We start from the raw sequence: 17413 nt of genomic DNA on the forward strand, positions 1-17413 counted from the left end.
CTGTAAGTATACTGGTAGAACAGCCACAAAAAAAGGGGCTAATTAGCCCCTTTTTTGCTGTTGGATAAAATTCCAACAAGAAATCAAAAATATTAGCGACGTAGGCCAAGCTCTTTGATTAGTGCAGCATAACGGTCAACGCTCTTGCCTTTTAGGTAGTCAAGAAGGTTACGACGTTGGCTAACTTTACGTAGAAGACCACGACGTGAGTGGAAATCTTGCTTGTGGTTAGCGAAGTGACCTTGTAGCTTGTTGATGTCAGCAGTTAGAAGTGCAACTTGTACTTCTGGTGAACCTGTATCACCTTCTGCGCGAGCGAACTTTGCTACGATTTCTGCTTTTTCTTGATTGCTTAGTGACATAATAACTCCAAAATAAGTTTAGTAATGCTTTAGCCGATCACTAATTCAGCCAAAGCGGAAGCTGGCGGATTATACCAGCATAAACAGCACTTGCATAGGGCTATGTTACAGTGATTCTGGCTGAGCAGAAGAAAGCGCGCGTTTTGCTTTCAGTAACCCCTGAGGATTACGCTCTCCTATCCCAACAAACTTGCCATCAGCGACTACCTTTACAATCCCGTCTGGTAGGTTAGCTACCTCTACGGTTTGGCCGTGACCAAAGGCAACGCCTTGCTCTGCGGTAATATTGATAACGGTCAAATCAACAAGCGCCGTATCCATCGGCAATAATAACTCGTCTAGATACGTGGAAGGTGCGACTTCTTCCATTTTGGCTTTAGCGAATAACGCCTCTAATGCTTCTAAGGTAATCATTTTATCGCTTGGATAATGACCAACTTCACTGCGATGTAGCATAATCACATGAGCTCCACAGCCCAGCTTTTCGCCTAAATCATCAACAATTGTGCGAATATAGGTGCCTTTGGATACATGCACAGTCATCTGTATTTGCTGCGATTGTTCGTCGTACTCATCCAATGTGATTCGATAAACATTGATCTTACGACACTTGCGCGGTACTTCAATGCCCTCGCGCGCGTACTTATAGAGCGGCTGACCTTGATACTTCAACGCAGAATACATTGATGGGTATTGATCTGACTCACCTAAAAAGCTCGCAACTTCTTGCTCTAGCTGCTCACGAGTAATATTCACAGGACGTGTTTCAACAATCTCTCCATCAGAGTCAGAAGTCGTTGTACGTTCGCCCAACTGTGCTCTCACCACATAGGTTTTATCCGTATCAAGTAAGAACTGGGTGAATTTAGTCGCTTCACCGAAGCAAATAGGCAACATACCTGTTGCTAGAGGATCCAAAGCGCCGGTATGGCCCGCTTTTTGTGCAAAGAAGATGCCCTTCGCTTGCTGCAGCGCCTTGTTAGAGGAGATGCCTTGCGGCTTATTTAATAACAGAATGCCGTCAATCGCACGGCCTTTGGTGCGACGCGCCATTATTCTTCCTCTTGGTCTTTATCTCCAGACTCTGGACCGCGCTTTGCGTTGTCTTCTTTGATCACTGAGTCAACCAAGTTAGAGATACGCATACCTTCCATTAACGAGTTGTCGATAACGAATTTCAGCTCTGGCATGATACGAGCACGAATGCGCTTGCCGAGCAGTGAACGAATATAGCCTGTTGCTTCGTTCAAAATCGCAACGCTTTGTTTCGTTTTGTCTTCATCACTGGTGTTTAATACGGTAATGAACACTTTTGCATAAGAAAGATCGCGTGATACCTCAACAGCTGACACTGTTACCATACCCAATCTTGGATCTTTAATTTCGCGCTGTAAAATCACTGCAATTTCTTTTTGAATCTGCTGTGCTACGCGATCTGTACGAGAAAATTCTCTCATTTTCACCACTTAAAATTTCAAAATCTATGAGATCACAAATGGGGGCTAGTGCCCCCATCTCAAGTATTTTAGCAACTTACAATTAAAGCGTACGCTCTACCTGTACAGTTTCAAATACTTCGATTTGGTCACCGACTTTAACGTCGTTGTAGTTCTTAACACCGATACCACATTCCATACCGCTACGAACATCAGCAACGTCGTCTTTAAAGCGACGTAGTGACTCAAGTTCACCTTCGTAAATAACCACGTTATCACGAAGTACACGGATTGGCGCGCTACGTTTAACCACACCTTCAGTTACCATACAACCTGCAACAGCACCGATCTTAGGTGACTTGAACACATCACGAACTTCAGCAAGACCGATGATCTCTTGCTTAAATTCTGGTGCAAGCATACCTGTCATTGCTTGTTTCACTTCTTCGATTAGGTTGTAGATAACGCTGTAGTAACGTAAATCTAGGTTTTCAGCCTCAATCACTTTACGCGCAGAAGCATCAGCACGTACGTTAAAGCCTACAATGATAGCGTTCGATGCAGCTGCAAGTGTTGCATCAGTCTCAGTGATACCACCAACACCAGAACCTACAATCTTCACTTTCACTTCGTCTGTAGACAGTTTAGTCAACGAGTCCGCAATCGCTTCGATTGAACCTTGAACGTCCGCTTTCAGTACGATGTTCACTTCTGATACATCGCCTTCAGTCATGTTAGAGAACATGTTCTCAAGCTTCGCTTTCTGCTGACGTGCTAGCTTCACTTCGCGGAACTTACCTTGACGATATAGTGCTACTTCACGAGCTTTACGCTCATCACGAACAACAGTTGCTTCGTCACCTGCTGCAGGAACACCAGATAAACCTAGGATTTCTACAGGGATTGAAGGACCAGCAGTCTTGATTTCTTTACCATTTTCGTCACGCATTGCACGAACACGGCCATACTCTAAACCACACAGAACGATGTCGCCTTGATTTAGCGTACCAGATTGAACAAGTACTGAAGCAACAGGACCACGGCCTTTATCAAGACGTGATTCTATTACCACACCCGATGCCATACCTTCTTTAGAGGCTTGTAGCTCTAGTAGTTCAGATTGCATCAAGATAGCTTCAAGTAAGTCATCAATACCAAGACCTGTCTTCGCAGAGATATGAACAAACTGAGTTTCGCCGCCCCAATCTTCTGGGATAACGTCTAGTTGCGCTAGTTCATTCTTAACGCGGTCAGGGTCGATACCCTCTTTGTCCATCTTGTTAACAGCAACAATAAGTGGCACTTCAGCAGCTTTTGCGTGCTGTACCGCTTCTTTTGTCTGAGGCATTACACCATCGTCCGCTGCAACAACAAGTACAACGATATCAGTTGCTTTGGCACCACGAGCACGCATCGAAGTAAACGCCGCGTGTCCCGGAGTATCAAGGAAAGTGACCATGCCACTGTCCGTTTCAACGTGATATGCACCAATGTGCTGAGTAATACCACCGGCTTCGCCGTCTGCAACCTTCGCTTTACGGATATAGTCAAGCGTTGACGTTTTACCGTGGTCAACGTGACCCATTACCGTAACAACCGGTGCACGAGGCTCAAGAGAACCTTCTTCGCTACGGTCGCTTAGTACTTTCTCTTCTAGCTCATTTTCTTTCACTAGAACCACTTTGTGACCCATTTCTTCAGCAACTAACTGAGCAGTCTCTTGATCGATAACTTGGTTAATCGTAACCATGTCACCCATCTTCATCATCGTTTTAACGACTTCAGCGCCTTTCACAGCCATACGAGACGCAAGCTCTGCTACCGTGATAGTTTCACTGATGCGCACTTCTTGTTTCACTTCTGCAGCTGGCTTTTGGAAACCGTGTTGCAATGAAGTTGGAGCCTTTAAGCGGCCTTTTTTGCCTTTATGCTTTCTAGCATTTGCTTCAGCTGCTTCATCTTTTGCTGACTTTTTCTTCTTCTTACGACGTGCGCTCTTTTCTTCGCGTGCATCAGACTCGTCTTCTGCTTCACGAGCGTAAGTTGAAGTTGTTAGGTGGTGATCGGCACTTTCTTCACGACGAAGACGTTCTTCTTCTTCCGCTTTCCAACGTGCTTCGTTTTCTTCAGCTAGACGACGAGCTTCTTCTGCTTGACGTTTCGCCTCTTCTTCTGCCTTTTTCAGGGCTGCTGCTTCTGCTTCTTGACGCAGACGCTCAGCTTCTTGACGTTCTTTAATTTGTTGCGCGCTATCCACTTCTTTACTCTGCTTATCTTTGGCTTGACGTTCAGCATCAGCTTTTCGCTTCGCCTCTTCTTTAGCTTTGCGCTCGGCTTCCTCGTTGGCCTTGCGTTCCGCTTCTTCGCGCGCTTTGCGCTCCGCTTCTTCTTTGGCCTGTTGCTCAGCATCTTGCTGAGCCTTTAACTCTGCTTCTTTGCGCGCAGCTTCCTCTGCAGCTAAGCGTTCTTGCTCTTTTTGCTGCTCGATTGCGCTCTTTTTAACGTAAGTGCGCTTCTTACGGACTTCTACAGATACAGACTTTGCTTTACCAGACGAGTTAACACTTAACGTGCTTTTACTCTTACGCTGTAGAGTCATACGCTCAGGGCCGGTTGAACCGGTGCCACCGTGTTGCTTGCTTAGGTGATCAAGCAACGTCGCCTTTTCGGATTCAGTAACTTGGTCGCCCTCGGCTTTGGTGATCCCTGCATCTTTTAACTGTTGCAGTAATTTATCAACAGTTGTACCAATACTCTCGGCTAGTTTATTAATGCTCACTTCTGCCATACGTGATGTTACCTCCGCTAATAAATTACTCTTCGCTGAACCAGCAAATGTTACGTGCAGCCATGATTAACTCACCAGCTTGCTCTTCAGATAACTCAGAAATTTCAACTAAGTCATCAATACCTTGCTCAGCAAGATCTTCAAGTGTAACTATGCCTTTGCTTGCAAAAACATAAGCGGTATGACGCTCTAGTCCTTCCAGTGCAAGTAGGTCTTCTGCAGGTTCTGCATTTTCTAAACTTTCTTCGTCACGAAGTGCTTTCGTCGTTAGTGCATCTTTTGCACGACTACGTAGCTCTTCAACTGTTTCTTCGTCTAGACCATCGATTTCTAAAAATTCAGCTACTGGTACGTAAGCTACTTCCTCAAGTGAAGAGAAACCTTCGTTAATCAATAGTGCTGCAAAATCGTCGTCAATATCTAGGTTTTCAGTGAAAAGATTAACCAGTTTATCTGATTCTTCTGCGCTCTTACGCTCCATCTCTTCAACAGTCATTACGTTTAGTTCCCAACCAGTAAGCTGGCTGGCTAAGCGTACGTTTTGGCCGTTACGACCAATCGCTTGCGCTAGGTTGTCTGCTTCAACAGCAATTTCCATCGTGCGAGTGTCTTCATCCATTACGATTGAAGCAACTTCAGCTGGTGCCATTGCGTTAATAACAAACTGTGCTGGGTTATCATCGTAAAGCACGATATCAACACGTTCACCGCCTAACTCAGAAGATACCGCTTGTACACGAGCTCCACGCATACCAACGCACGCACCTACTGGATCAATACGCTTGTCATTTGATTTTACAGCGATTTTCGCACGAGAGCCAGGGTCACGCGCGGCGCCTCTTAACTCAATCATCTCTTCGCCAATCTCTGGAACCTCAATACGGAATAGTTCCATTAACATTTCAGGCTTAGAGCGGGTTACAAATAGCTGTGCGCCACGAGCTTCTGGCTTCACTTCATATAATAGACCACGTACACGGTCACCCGGACGGAAGCTTTCACGCGGTAACATATCTTCACGATAAATAACGGCTTCAGCGTTGTTACCTAGGTCGATAACAATTGCATCACGCGTTGCTTTTTTCACCACACCCGTTACTAACTCACCTTTTTGATCTTTATAAGCATCAACCACTAATGCACGTTCAGCTTCACGTACTTTTTGTACGATAACCTGTTTTGCCATCTGTGTTGTGATACGGTCAAACTTGATTGACTCAATTTGTTCTTCAACATAGTCACCAAGTTGAATCTCTGGCTCATCCACTTGCGCAGCTTCAAACGTGATTTCCGCATATGGGTTTTCTAGAGAACCATCTTCTTGTGGTTCAACGACTCTCCAACGACGGAACGTATCGTACTCACCCGTTTTACGGTCGATTGAAACGCGCACTTCGATTTCACCGTCGTGCTTCTTTTTTGTTGCTGTCGCTAGTGCGAACTCTAATGCTTCAAAAATCTTTTCTCTTGGGACTGCTTTTTCATTGGAAACAGCTTCTGCCACCAACAATATTTCTTTTGCCATAGGTAATGCCTCGCTTGCCCTTGTCCTTCGCACTCAAAGTTAGAATTTTGCGATGATATTGGCACGCTCAATGTTGCTTAACATCAGAATAAAATCCTGATTATCAACTTTCAACGTGATCATATCGCCATTAACTGCTACTAAGTCGCCTTTAAAGTTACGGCGACCTTCTTGCGGAAGCTTGGTACGCAAGCGTACTTCCTCTCCCACTGCTGCCTCGTAATGAGCTTGTTTGAATAATGGTCTGTCAACACCGGGAGAAGATACTTCCAAACTATATTCGTTCGTAATCGGGTCTTCGACATCTAAAATAGCACTTACTTGACGACTCACTTCAGCACAATCATCAACATTAATGCCGTTTTCATGATCGATATACACGCGTAGTGTAGAGTGACGACCAGCTTGCACAAACTCAAGACCGAGTAATTCAAAGCCACATGCAGCAACTGCCGGCTCCAACATTTCAGTCAAATCTTGCTCGAGTTTTGACACAGAACTCCTCCATACAAACAAAAAAAGGGCTTAAAGCCCCAAATCATAGCTGCTTGATCTTGGGCTCAGAATACACCTTGCGCCAGATACAACAACGCCCCGAACCAAGCGGGGCGTCACACGAATAACAAACTGTGTGGCCAAAGGCCGTGCTTGGTTTGCGGGCTATCTCAGCCAAATTAACCATCTGCAAGAAAAATGCAGATGTTTAAACGCAAAACGCGCATTACAAAGAATGCGCGAAATCAAAGAACTCAATCTTTAACTTGGTTGCGGGAGCCGGATTTGAACCGACGACCTTCGGGTTATGAGCCCGACGAGCTACCAGGCTGCTCCATCCCGCGCCAACACATAAAATTGTTTTACTTCTAATTTTAAAGAAGCGGCGCTCATAAACGCCTGACTCGCTCTACGATTTGAAAAAACCGCCGAGACGATGGCAATCATACCGGGAACTAAAAGACTCGGTGCCACTGCCTAAATATGTTGCGTATTATAAAGACACTATGGCTAGATAGCAACCTTGATTTAGAACTATCTTCCGACTATTCCTTTCGCGGCCGCCATACACTCAACCACATGTACACACAACCGAGCAGCCCCCCAGCAAACTCATCAGACCACAACCAAAAAACCTACATTTTTATAACAAAATAAATACAAATACGCATAATAGGAACGTGGTAACTATCAATGATTAAGGATGAAAAAACACATGAAGACAATAATTAATTCCAACAAATTGACAGCGTTGTCTATATTCAGTTTTGAAGCACTGGCAGCTCAATGTGAATCGGCAGGCCCCCAAGCCCCAAGAGATATAGACAGCTTACAAGGTCACAACAAACGTGTATTCGCAATGGCTCCTCCTAAAGAGAAGCTAAATCTGTGCAATATTCATTTTCATAAAAATGCGGAACACAAAGCAAAAGACTTCTCGCGGATTCCAGTCGCCTCAAAGCACGCTGGTTTCCAATGTAATGCCGCTACGACACTGACTGCAGCGGAACTAAAACCAACCCAAAGCAAAGTTTGCGGCAATGTTAAGCCAGGAGATACGATTGAAGTACATTGGGTGCACAGTTCTTGTGATGTTGAACCGGGTCCTACGCTCAGCGCTTGTCTCAACACACACTGTAGCAATCCAGATCTGCGAGTTGAAACACAAGTTTTTCTCGTGGTAAACGATGACAATGCCCTAGATTTCACTACATTGGATTACCAAGGGCTGACCAATGGATACCATCAGGCAGGCCCCCTTCCAACCAATACCGGTACACCAGTAGAATTTCTTGGTTCGACCACAGGGCCTAGCTACAACAATCAGCAATGCTCACCTCTTCAAGTTAGCTGGAGTGTGCGGCCAAGTTGCGCCAAGATCAGCATTAACAGCCTTGCACGTTGGTGCGAAAACAATCGATTCGAAGAAGACCACGCACATGGTATTCGTAAACTGGTGACTGACCCAAAACTACTCGCCCCTATTAACCACTAAATGCAAGGCATTACAACGGTAGGTCACGCTTTTAGTGCCCTACCACACACTGCCATCTTAAATAGCGCCACATGGATTGTTGCAAAGTAAGAAAAATCGCACAAAAAAATATCAAAAAGTCTCGCATTTATAAAAACCGACTATACTCAAGATTAGGCTAATTGTTTTGAGCAAAGGATCCGCTCTTCATCAGTGTGAAGAGGCGTCTATGAGCATTACTCCATACCAATACCAACTATTAACTCAAACACTTGCGAGTATTCGGCCCAACTTTCATGGCTTTTGTACCTCTTGGTATAACCAAATCCAACATTATGATTTGCGTATGCAGATCCCCACTAATGTGAGCCAGCTGATAGTTTGGGAGCATCAGATATTTGATTTTGTCCAAAACTGCGTGATGAGGCTGCCTCAACAATCTACCTTGTTGAATTTTCTGAGGCAGCAAAGAAGTACATTGCTTTTTATGGGCACATCAGAGAAAGATATCAGTATTTTGCTTTTTACTTTCGTTACTACCTTGAAGGCTCATCTGGGTCGACATTTTACTTCTGCGGCAAAAAATGCGTGGAACAAAGCGTTGTTGCTGCTCGAAAACATGCTGCGGTTTGAGTTATTTAAAAAAACCAATGTGGTCGGTTTGCAGGAATTTAAGAATGCGCAGCAGCAAGCAAATTAGTGCCATGTTTAGGTTAGACAAACTCCACGTGACATCTGTAGCCTAGCTGATTAGACTTTCCTAAATTGTTTTATAGGAATGAGTGAAATGCTTAGAACTGTGATCTTGGCGTCGTCTATTACTTTGATGTTGAGTGGTTGTGATGTACTAGAAGATTCAAAGGCGCAAGTAGAAGCCCAGTATTTGTCTGAACATCAAGAGTTACAACAAGTAGTGGAGCAAATTCGCGACAAAGGGATCGCCTCAGTGCAGGCCTCTGCAGCAGCTGGTAGTGTTGCAGCCTGTGTTGCAAATAACCTAGATGCTGACCCTATGGGTGCACTTATCGCAGTAGAAGGTGCATTACAAGACAGCGCAAACTTAAATGAGTTACTCAACTCGATTTCGCGATTAAGCCAACAAGAAATCTCTATTGAGCAATTCCCGGACTTACTGCAACAAGGGGCTGATACTGTTAGGTATCTAAAAACGCTGTTGGCACAGTACGACTTAACGGAATTAAAGCAGCAAGCCAGTGTGCTGTTAGAGCAAGGTCAGACCAAAACACAAGATGTTGGTGCACACCTTCGTGAACTCATCGAATCTTGTCAGGATAACTGACCAATTTAGCGAGTACTTACGTATAGAGTCTTATTGTTCCGTGACTTAGAAGAGTAAACGTGAAAATTGGACTCTATTTATTCGATAACGATTGCCGCTTGAGCGATAACCCTGCATTATCAAATCTGACCTCTTTGGTCGACAGCTTACTCTGCATCTATGTGCCAAGTAATAATGAGTGGACAACAGGCAAAGCTCATTTCAAACCATCTCCTGTCACCCAAGGTTACCGTGATAGTACGCTCTGGGCGCTACAGCAATCTTTAGTGGCACAAAATCAAGTGTTATATGTCATCAAAGAGAAAGATCCAATAACAACACTGCGCCAGATTGTTACCACGCTCGGTATCACCCATATTGGCCGTACGGTTCATCCAGGCTCTGATGAACATAAAGTGTGGTTAACCTTGCAAGACACTTTTCCCGATATTCATTTTAGCTCTGCCTATTCTGCTACCCTTTTTACGCCAGAGCAGCTGCCAATTGACTTAAATGAATTGCCCCCAAGCTTTACACCGTTTAGGAAAAAAGTCGAAGATTTAGTACCAAGCAAGCCTGTGGCACCGCCAACGCTGCCGCCAGCCCCAATACATGTACAGAACGTAACTGAATTTAAGCTCACCACAGAGTACGATGGCGCATTCCCAGCAGGCGAATCGCAAGCCCAGCAACAACTTAAGCGATACTTCAAGAGCAATGCAGCAAAGTACTATAAAGAAACACGCAACGCGCTATTTGGTGAGCAGTTTTCAACCCAATTCAGTCCTATTCTAGCAACGGGTGCAATAAGCCCAAGACAAATTAGACATGCGCTGACCCTATTTGAGCAGCAACATGGCGCGAATGAATCTACTTACTGGATTTGGTTTGAACTCTTGTGGCGTGAATACTTTCACTGGTATGCATTGAAACATCAGCACAAGCTCTTTAGGTTTTCGGGAGTAAAGCATAAAAAACCACATACCAGCTTCTATCCCGAGCGCTTTCAAAAGTGGTGCCAAGGGCAAACGCCTAGCGCGCTGGTCAATGCGATTATGAACGAGTTAACAGAGACGGGCTGGATCTCCAATAGAGCAAGGCAAATAACCGCCAGTTACCTTGTCAACGAATTACAGGTAGACTGGCGCTATGGCGCGGCATTTTTCGAGCAACACCTTATTGATTATGATGTCGCAGCGAACTGGGGTAACTGGCAATACATCGCGGGCGTTGGCGCAGATCCACGAGGAGGACGCCACTTCAATGTCACCAAGCAACAGTCACTCTACGACCCACATGGCGAATACATCAAACGCTGGCAAGGCGCTGCTGGGCAACAATTAGACAGCAGAGACTACGTTGATTGGCCTTTAGGGAGTAAATAATGGCTGAACTGAATGCACAATACCAAGGCCTAAGGCTAATTTTAGGCGACCAACTGAATGCCAAACATAGCTGGTTTACTCAAGCCAAAGACGACTATCTTTATGTGGTTGCTGAGCTAAAACAAGAAACTGATTATACCAAACACCATGTGCAAAAGGTGTGCGCCTTTTTTAAAGCGATGGAAAACTTTGCAACTGCACTTAAAAAGGCGGGGTATCATGTTTTACACCTCAACTTAGACGAAACCCAAGAGCATCCGGATTTACCTGCACTTATTACCAGTCTTTGTGCGCAATATCAGGTGACAAGCTTTGAGTATCAACGGCCCGATGAATATAGACTATCCAAACAGCTAAATAACCTTGCTCTCGACAATTTACAAGTTCGCTGTGTCGATACTGAGCACTTTTTAGTACCATTTGATGAATTAGATAATTACCTAACGCCAGCAAAACACACCACCATGGAGTTTTTCTATCGCAAATTAAGGCGACGGTTTAATATCCTGATGAACGGCGATGATCCTGTCGGTGATCAGTGGAACTTCGACAGTCTCAACCGCAACAAACTCAAAGCGCAAGATCTAACTGCGCTCCCCGAGCCACTTTGTTTTGCTAATGACGTGAGCGACATTTTAGCTCGCCTTGAACGTCACAATATCAGTACGATTGGTGCGGCACACGCTCAATTGCTCTGGCCGACAACACGTTCGCAGGCAACCGAGCTATTGTCCTTTTTTTGTCAGCATTTATTGGCAAATTTTGGACAGTTCCAAGATGCGATGACCTGTCAAAGCGACCATAAATGGAGCTTATACCACTCGCGCCTTTCTTTTGCCATTAATACCAAAATGTTGCACCCAAAACAGGTTATTGATGCGGCGATCGCCGCGTACGAAAAAGATCCGAATATAGATCTTGCTCAAGTTGAAGGGTTTGTTAGACAAATTCTCGGCTGGAGAGAATACATTCGTGCCGTGTACTGGCTAAACATGCCAGACTATGAGCGTAAAAATTATTTACAAGCGCAGCGAAACCTTCCTGAATATTTTTGGCATGGCAAAACCAAAATGCGCTGCTTGAGCGAGTCCATTAATCAGAGCTTAGGCTATGCTTATGCTCACCATATTCAGCGATTAATGGTAACGGGCAATTTTTGTTTACTCACAGGGATCCATCCAGACCAAGTAGACCAATGGTATCTCGGCATTTATATCGATGCGATTGAATGGGTAGAAATGCCCAACACTCGGGGGATGACGCAGTTTGCAGATCATGGCATCGTCGCCACTAAACCATACGCGGCCAGTGGTAATTATATCCATAAAATGAGCGACTACTGCCGCCACTGCCACTACGATGTGAAACAAAAAACAGGTGACAATGCCTGCCCGCTAAATAGCCTCTATTGGCACTTTATGGTGCGCCATGAAGACAAATTCGGAAAGAATCATCGAATAGGGATGATATATCGAAACTGGGAAAAACAGAATGCCGAAACACAACAAGCCACGTTAGACCGAGCTCAATGGTGTTTAGATAACATAGAAGCGCTGTGAAGGTTTTTCTTGTATACCTTCTCCTCGAAAGAACGGCTGCGTTGTACCAATTTTATTAATTAAGTCCTCGGCAGCCTGTTTTTTTAAAAGAGACGCCAGCGGCGTTTCTTAGTCTTGACTTTGTGTACCCAATTTACTTCTATCGTGGTTACTGCCAGTACATCTCGGCTCTGCTTTGATATAAGTTCATAGCTTAAGCTTTCATCCGAGCTAAAATCGAGGTCATACTTAAAACTGTCCGTTTTAGCCCAACACTGCAATATCTTTTTCGATAAGCTCTCTCTAATGCAGTAATCCCCCTCATTCGGCGCATTTACCGTAACTTTTACGTCCGCATAACAGGTTCTGCCTTGGTTTAGTGCTACACACTTACTCGGTACTGCATGCAGTATTCCAACAGGCTTTATTTCTTCTGCTTGTAACTGGTAACTTAGTGACGCCCCCAGCAACAGCACTATCCAAGTGACTAATCTAGAAGACATATTTCACCCCAGTAAAAAACACTCTGGCATGGCGCGAGCGAACTAAAGGACTGTCTAGGGTATCTTGCGAGCCAACGAGCCAAGAAGCTCCTGAACTAAACACCCAGTCTTCAGCAATTGGATAATTGAGCTGCATCTGAATAAAGGCAGAGGCGGATGCACCTGGCTCATAAGGGGTCAAGTACTGGTTAATTTCAGATTGCGACACACCATAGAAGTAATTGTGAAAGTTGCTAGAATAATAATTGGCACCAAAGTTTAACCATAAGTCCCAATTGCGCAATTCGAAATTACGGGTAGCTTCTAAGTGAAAAACCCAGCCGTTGGTATCACCAAAAACATCATATACCACCTCAGCCACAGCAAGAAATTCACCAACATGTCGATAATACGAAAAACCAAGAGAGTTATCTTGCTCGCGCTTATTTATCCCACGTAATTCAGGTACAACTTCATCACCATCGTGGTAGCCCCGTTCAGAAAAAGGCAACATATAGCTGCCGTAAATCGCATCAATTCCCCACTCTCCATTGTTGACTATCTGATAACCAACATCAGAGCCACCAAAAAAGTCACCAGAGTGAGTGTTTAGATAAAAGTTTTTGTATTCAACTTTTGCGTCAACGAGAAATGTACCATGTCTAAATGTTGAGTCTGTCCCAATTAGCGCAGGCATGGTCATATCAACATAAAATGCACCAACACTCAGCTGCCATGCAAACTCATCGTCAAGATCATCATCTTGCTCGTCGCAAATTCCATAAAACGGTAACAATAAACTGATTATTATAAGAAGTTTTTTCATAGTTCCATTCGTATTAGCGCAGGTGTGCCGAAATTCTACCCGAGATCATACCTGACCCATTTGTGACCAACAAGCTTCTTCTTTACTTAATTGCCAATGTGATAATTTAACTTTATTTTAATATTAATTTCACATAAATTGTGTCAAATAGCGCACTTTGCTTTTCGCCCGCTCGAGAAGCCTTGTTATAAATTACAATAAACTAAAGGCAATTTATGAAAAAATATATACTCCCTGTTGCGCTGCTTACTGCTGCAGGACAAAGCCACGCATTTAGCCAAGAGACTCACAAACGTATCGTGATCGACGCAGTCAATTACATGGCGCAAAACCCGAGCACAACGAAATACGCTAAATTACAAGCTTACGCACAAGCAAATGGCTTGTCCGTTTCACAACTTGCAAACTTATTAGGCCAAGCGGCTTATGACGTCGATGATTTTGAAGATACGTTTTTCTGTGGTGCTATTACTGGAGATTGCGTTCAGGCACCACTATGGGGTGCAGCCGAAAGCATCGTTAAATACACAAGTTATTGGCATTTCCAAAACCACACCCAAGGCGCTGATACACATGGCAACGATTTCGGTGGCTACAACTATCAGAAGCTGACAGTGTGGGGAACGATAGACGAAATGGCGGCGACTTGGCTCAAGGGCGATTACTTAGATGACGGTCACGGCGGCGAAACTGGCTGGTTTAGCGCAGATGATAGCGAATACAACAGCTATGGTATAACCGAAAAAAACTACCGTATTGATAGCCACTCAACATATGATATGTACGATGACTTTGAAGAAATGCCATTCCAACCTATCGATAATTTAGGTCAATATTGGTATCAAAGTTATGTGCAAAGTGGCAACCCTCAAGTACTCGGCTTTGTCTTTCATACAACTGACTTACTACAACCCCACCACACTTGGACAACATCCGATCTAAACCATTCGGGCTGGGAATCATGGGTTAAAGACTATTATGATCAGGAATCGCTCAATGACTTTGCCCTGGTAAAGCAGGCAATGAGTAACTTCAGCCCAGTGGATACCAGCTCAACCGATATTCGTCCATTGCTTACCCAAGGTGGCGCTTTTTCTTATTCACAAGGTGGTATCGTATTAAATTCGGAAGATCACTATGACCGAGTAAATACAGGTAAACAGGTGATCCCACACGCTATCGCTATGGTCGTACATTTGCTTAATCATGCGATGGACGTGAGATAATGCGCTTCGTTGTACTTTTCTTGGTAAGCAGCTGTTGCTTACCAAGTTTCGCTGCAGCCAAGTTACCAGCGACACTGCTACCTTTGGTTCACCAACTCTACGCTGATCAAGGTAGAGAATTCACGATACAGCAAACCCAAGAGCAGTTACTGGAAAATCAGTTTCTACTTTCACAAGCCAAACGATTTAATCCTGATATCTTGAAACGTCAGTCAAATGTTGGCTTTAGCACGCAGTATCATATCGATAAATTTCTCACTGATGCTCTAATAGATTGGTTTCCAGCGCTAGAAAACGTCAAAAAACAAGCGTTCCCTTTGACGATTAATAGTGCACAGATGAAATCACTACTAGGGAAGTATCCCGCTGATGGCTTATATCAAGCTGAGCAATTACTCAAGTGGCAACAGGTTAAACTGACACACGTATCACTATTGTCACTTGAACAGGTTATGCTCAGCCAGTCTATGCAAAATCGATTTAAATTACACCAAGGGGATGCGGCGCTACTTTCCGCCATCGTTGATCAACACCTTTATCAGCAAGCTGTATTTAAGGCCGCACTCCCCTTTTTAAACCAACAAGCTTTGAGCCTTGAGCAACTACAGCAGGTGGTAGCTGGGGAGTTATTAAGGCCAAGTATGCTCGCTTATCTTGGCGTCAAGGAAGAAATGCATGGTGCAACCAGTGAATATGTGGAAGCGTTACGTGCTGAGATCCCCAATCAGGCGATTGCAACCTACTATAGCAAGCATAAAAGCCGCTTTAGATACATCAAAAAGGTAAGCGCAAGTGCAGCCAAATTTACCGCCTCACAAGACGCTGAGCAGTTTCGAGCATATGCTCAAGCACACTCATGGCAACAGGCAGTCCACAAGTTTGCTCCTGCGTTGGTGTGGCAGTCTGAGCCAAAACCATTAACACGCAAAAGTAAACCTAAATGGGAAACGCAATTAGCGTTCAGTAACAAGCAGGACCAGATAACGCCTAGCATTCGCACACCTGACGGACAATGGCTTATATTAATCAGCACCGCTGCGGTCTATGATTATTATGATACCCAAAGTGAAACGGTACGCTATCAAGCGCTACGCGCGTTGACACAAAGGTTTGCTAAAGCCAAGTTTGAGCAGCAATATCAAGCGTGGAAAAAGGCAAATAACGGAATGGTGTTATGAAACACTGGCAAGCATATGTTGTTATCTTTCTTGGAATGATAATTGCCCTGTTTACACTAAAATATGCCAACATAAGTTGGCATAACCCTATGCCTGTAGCGCCAAAAAAGGTAAAGACTGACACCTATACTCCAACAACCCTCCCAGATTTACCAGCAAAAAGTACTTCCAAAACGCACTCTGGTGCCACTGAACAAGACGAGGTATTCACTCAAGCCCCAATCCAGGCTCCCAAATACTTACCTCCCATTAATCAAGCACAGAGGCACCAGCAACATTATCAAGGTGATTTAAGCGACACTCAGGCCTATCAAGCATACTTAGATGAAAAAGAAAAACAGTTAAAACAGGCATATATTGCTGCTGTAGATATCAAGGTAGAACGGATCCAAGCGCTATTAGCCCGTGGGGTCAAAGAGGGCTTACCGGAGGCGCAACTAAAAGAAGCAAGAGATAAAATTGCTGCACTTAAAAGCATGCAAAACCAATTGAGCTCGGAGCTAAGCGAGAGTAAATAATAAGGCTAACGGGGCCCAGCAGTCTTAGCTGTATTAGCTCAGTAATCGCTTTTCTGAGCCCCTTTTTAATTATCAATAAACCCGCAATTGAATATTACCATTTACAACATTTGGATTACGCAGAATGGCATTAATAACCACATCTTGTTGTCCGTCTTGATAATATCCAACGATTTCCTCCAGTACTTTTTTGGGTGTACTGGGATTAGATGCCAGCGCTAAATGGACAGTAAAATCTCGCGTTAGACTTAAATAAGTTAATGTAGAGGGAGAAGTGTTGGTGTTTTGTGCAACCGCGATGTCAATTACATCACCATGCTCAGGTAAGTAAGAAACTAAATTTTCTAATTGCGTAGGTGGAGTTTGAATATTTTTTGCTTGTTGTAAAACCGAAACATGTTGCTTCATATAAAAGAGTGTATACAGAGCGATACTAACAACCCCGACCCACAATACGAGGTGGATATATTTTATCGCTAACACCAAGCCATCTACATGCATATTGTTTCGCGCAGCGTGCATTTTTAAGAAGAAATAGCTGAAAATACTGCTCGACAAAAAGATCAAGAAACTATAAATCAGCATCATATTAATCCCTGAATCTTCCGAAAATGGCGAAAATGGGATCTGATGATGGAACTGAGCCGACATTTTAAATATTAACAGATAAAAAATACCAGCAATGCCAATAGACAAGCCACCGGACTTTAGCAATAAAATAAGTTTATCTTTTAATTCCATACCAATGCTCGCTATCGTGTTTATTTTTTACCATACAAGTTATTAGGGCCTGTTGATCTTTCAAGTTTATTTTTGCAGCAGTTTGATTTCCATTTATACAAGGCAAAGCCTGTGTAGCATAGTTATTCTATGTGAGTCAGGCGATAAAAACTTTAGCTAC

At 44.0% G+C, this 17413-nt stretch carries 17 protein-coding genes and 1 tRNA gene; 8 read left to right on the forward strand and 10 right to left on the reverse strand.

The genetic code is table 11. The features are described 5' to 3' along the window. Positions 1-92: 92 nt before the first annotated feature. The 7 genes from rpsO to CEX98_RS10690 form a co-directional block, all read right to left on the reverse strand. Positions 93-362, reverse strand: coding sequence for a 30S ribosomal protein S15 (rpsO, locus tag CEX98_RS10660; protein WP_010370825.1), 270 nt, complete (start codon positions 360-362; stop codon positions 93-95). 105 nt (positions 363-467) lie between these two features. Beyond that, positions 468-1415, reverse strand: coding sequence for a tRNA pseudouridine(55) synthase TruB (gene truB / locus CEX98_RS10665; RefSeq protein WP_099642055.1), 948 nt, complete (start codon positions 1413-1415; stop codon positions 468-470). Beyond that, entirely contained in the window at positions 1415-1819 is a 405-nt protein-coding gene (gene rbfA / locus CEX98_RS10670; RefSeq protein WP_099642056.1) for a 30S ribosome-binding factor RbfA, read from the reverse strand. The genes truB and rbfA overlap by 1 nt, the downstream gene beginning before the upstream one ends. A gap of 82 nt (positions 1820-1901) precedes the next feature. Next, positions 1902-4586 (reverse strand): translation initiation factor IF-2, encoded by a 2685-nt coding sequence (infB, locus tag CEX98_RS10675; RefSeq protein ID WP_099642057.1) that lies wholly within the window; start codon positions 4584-4586, stop codon positions 1902-1904. Between the two features lie 25 nt (positions 4587-4611). Next, complete coding sequence (nusA, locus tag CEX98_RS10680; RefSeq protein ID WP_099642058.1) at positions 4612-6111, reverse strand: transcription termination factor NusA; 1500 nt, start codon at positions 6109-6111, stop codon at positions 4612-4614. 39 nt (positions 6112-6150) lie between these two features. After that, positions 6151-6606, reverse strand: coding sequence for a ribosome maturation factor RimP (gene rimP / locus CEX98_RS10685; protein ID WP_099642059.1), 456 nt, complete (start codon positions 6604-6606; stop codon positions 6151-6153). Between the two features lie 267 nt (positions 6607-6873). Then, a tRNA-Met gene (locus CEX98_RS10690) sits at positions 6874-6950 on the reverse strand. Positions 6951-7321: 371 nt separating this feature from the next. Between CEX98_RS10690 and CEX98_RS10695 the strand changes: the two genes are divergently transcribed. The 5 genes from CEX98_RS10695 to CEX98_RS10715 all read left to right on the forward strand — a co-directional run bounded on the left by CEX98_RS10695 (position 7322) and on the right by CEX98_RS10715 (position 12303). Then, positions 7322-8101, forward strand: a complete 780-nt coding sequence (locus tag CEX98_RS10695; protein ID WP_099642070.1) for a delta-class carbonic anhydrase — start codon at positions 7322-7324, stop codon at positions 8099-8101. 208 nt (positions 8102-8309) lie between these two features. Next, entirely contained in the window at positions 8310-8780 is a 471-nt protein-coding gene (locus CEX98_RS10700; protein ID WP_099642060.1) for a globin, read from the forward strand. An 87-nt stretch (positions 8781-8867) separates the two neighbouring features. Further along, entirely contained in the window at positions 8868-9380 is a 513-nt protein-coding gene (locus CEX98_RS10705) for a hypothetical protein (protein ID WP_099642061.1), read from the forward strand. Between the two features lie 59 nt (positions 9381-9439). After that, positions 9440-10744: a DASH family cryptochrome gene (locus CEX98_RS10710; protein ID WP_099642062.1), complete on the forward strand. Its 1305-nt coding sequence runs from the start codon at positions 9440-9442 to the stop codon at positions 10742-10744. Next, positions 10744-12303 (forward strand): cryptochrome/photolyase family protein, encoded by a 1560-nt coding sequence (locus tag CEX98_RS10715; protein ID WP_099642063.1) that lies wholly within the window; start codon positions 10744-10746, stop codon positions 12301-12303. Before CEX98_RS10710 ends, CEX98_RS10715 begins: the two co-directional genes overlap by 1 nt. 83 nt (positions 12304-12386) lie before the next feature. Here CEX98_RS10715 and CEX98_RS10720 read toward each other — a convergent pair whose 3' ends face one another. Further along, complete coding sequence (locus tag CEX98_RS10720; RefSeq protein WP_099642064.1) at positions 12387-12785, reverse strand: DUF3019 domain-containing protein; 399 nt, start codon at positions 12783-12785, stop codon at positions 12387-12389. After that, positions 12775-13590, reverse strand: a complete 816-nt coding sequence (locus CEX98_RS10725) for a MipA/OmpV family protein (protein WP_099642065.1) — start codon at positions 13588-13590, stop codon at positions 12775-12777. Before CEX98_RS10725 ends, CEX98_RS10720 begins: the two co-directional genes overlap by 11 nt. A gap of 215 nt (positions 13591-13805) precedes the next feature. Here CEX98_RS10725 and CEX98_RS10730 point away from each other — a divergent pair, with 215 nt between their 5' ends. From CEX98_RS10730 to CEX98_RS10740, 3 genes are read left to right on the forward strand one after another with little or no spacing between them, the layout of a single operon-like run. Beyond that, positions 13806-14816 (forward strand): phospholipase, encoded by a 1011-nt coding sequence (locus CEX98_RS10730; RefSeq protein ID WP_099642066.1) that lies wholly within the window; start codon positions 13806-13808, stop codon positions 14814-14816. Continuing rightward, positions 14816-15994, forward strand: a complete 1179-nt coding sequence (locus CEX98_RS10735; RefSeq protein ID WP_099642067.1) for a peptidyl-prolyl cis-trans isomerase — start codon at positions 14816-14818, stop codon at positions 15992-15994. The genes CEX98_RS10730 and CEX98_RS10735 overlap by 1 nt, the downstream gene beginning before the upstream one ends. Further along, the gene (locus CEX98_RS10740) at positions 15991-16512 is read left to right on the forward strand and encodes a hypothetical protein (RefSeq protein ID WP_099642068.1); all 522 of its coding nucleotides are present in this window, start codon (positions 15991-15993) and stop codon (positions 16510-16512) included. The genes CEX98_RS10735 and CEX98_RS10740 overlap by 4 nt, the downstream gene beginning before the upstream one ends. A 72-nt stretch (positions 16513-16584) precedes the next feature. Here CEX98_RS10740 and CEX98_RS10745 read toward each other — a convergent pair whose 3' ends face one another. Further along, entirely contained in the window at positions 16585-17253 is a 669-nt protein-coding gene (locus CEX98_RS10745; RefSeq protein ID WP_099642069.1) for a hypothetical protein, read from the reverse strand. Between the last annotated feature and the right edge of the window lie 160 nt (positions 17254-17413).

This window comes from Pseudoalteromonas piscicida, from assembly GCF_002744175.1.
Lineage (GTDB): Bacteria > Pseudomonadota > Gammaproteobacteria > Enterobacterales > Alteromonadaceae > Pseudoalteromonas > Pseudoalteromonas piscicida_B.

Bases quoted from the DNA above. Each gene is read 5' to 3' on its own strand.
- CEX98_RS10700 (WP_099642060.1), top strand. From the start codon at position 8,310: ATGAGCATTACTCCATACCAATACCAACTATTAACTCAAACACTTGCG.
- rpsO (WP_010370825.1), bottom strand. From the start codon at position 362: ATGTCACTAAGCAATCAAGAAAAAGCAGAAATCGTAGCAAAGTTCGCT.
- CEX98_RS10715 (WP_099642063.1), top strand. From the start codon at position 10,744: ATGGCTGAACTGAATGCACAATACCAAGGCCTAAGGCTAATTTTAGGC.
- CEX98_RS10695 (WP_099642070.1), top strand. From the start codon at position 7,322: ATGAAGACAATAATTAATTCCAACAAATTGACAGCGTTGTCTATATTC.
- infB (WP_099642057.1), bottom strand. From the start codon at position 4,586: ATGGCAGAAGTGAGCATTAATAAACTAGCCGAGAGTATTGGTACAACT.
- truB (WP_099642055.1), bottom strand. From the start codon at position 1,415: ATGGCGCGTCGCACCAAAGGCCGTGCGATTGACGGCATTCTGTTATTA.
- CEX98_RS10705 (WP_099642061.1), top strand. From the start codon at position 8,868: ATGCTTAGAACTGTGATCTTGGCGTCGTCTATTACTTTGATGTTGAGT.
- rbfA (WP_099642056.1), bottom strand. From the start codon at position 1,819: ATGAGAGAATTTTCTCGTACAGATCGCGTAGCACAGCAGATTCAAAAA.
- CEX98_RS10730 (WP_099642066.1), top strand. From the start codon at position 13,806: ATGAAAAAATATATACTCCCTGTTGCGCTGCTTACTGCTGCAGGACAA.
- CEX98_RS10740 (WP_099642068.1), top strand. From the start codon at position 15,991: ATGAAACACTGGCAAGCATATGTTGTTATCTTTCTTGGAATGATAATT.
- CEX98_RS10735 (WP_099642067.1), top strand. From the start codon at position 14,816: ATGCGCTTCGTTGTACTTTTCTTGGTAAGCAGCTGTTGCTTACCAAGT.
- CEX98_RS10725 (WP_099642065.1), bottom strand. From the start codon at position 13,590: ATGAAAAAACTTCTTATAATAATCAGTTTATTGTTACCGTTTTATGGA.
- nusA (WP_099642058.1), bottom strand. From the start codon at position 6,111: ATGGCAAAAGAAATATTGTTGGTGGCAGAAGCTGTTTCCAATGAAAAA.
- CEX98_RS10720 (WP_099642064.1), bottom strand. From the start codon at position 12,785: ATGTCTTCTAGATTAGTCACTTGGATAGTGCTGTTGCTGGGGGCGTCA.
- CEX98_RS10745 (WP_099642069.1), bottom strand. From the start codon at position 17,253: ATGGAATTAAAAGATAAACTTATTTTATTGCTAAAGTCCGGTGGCTTG.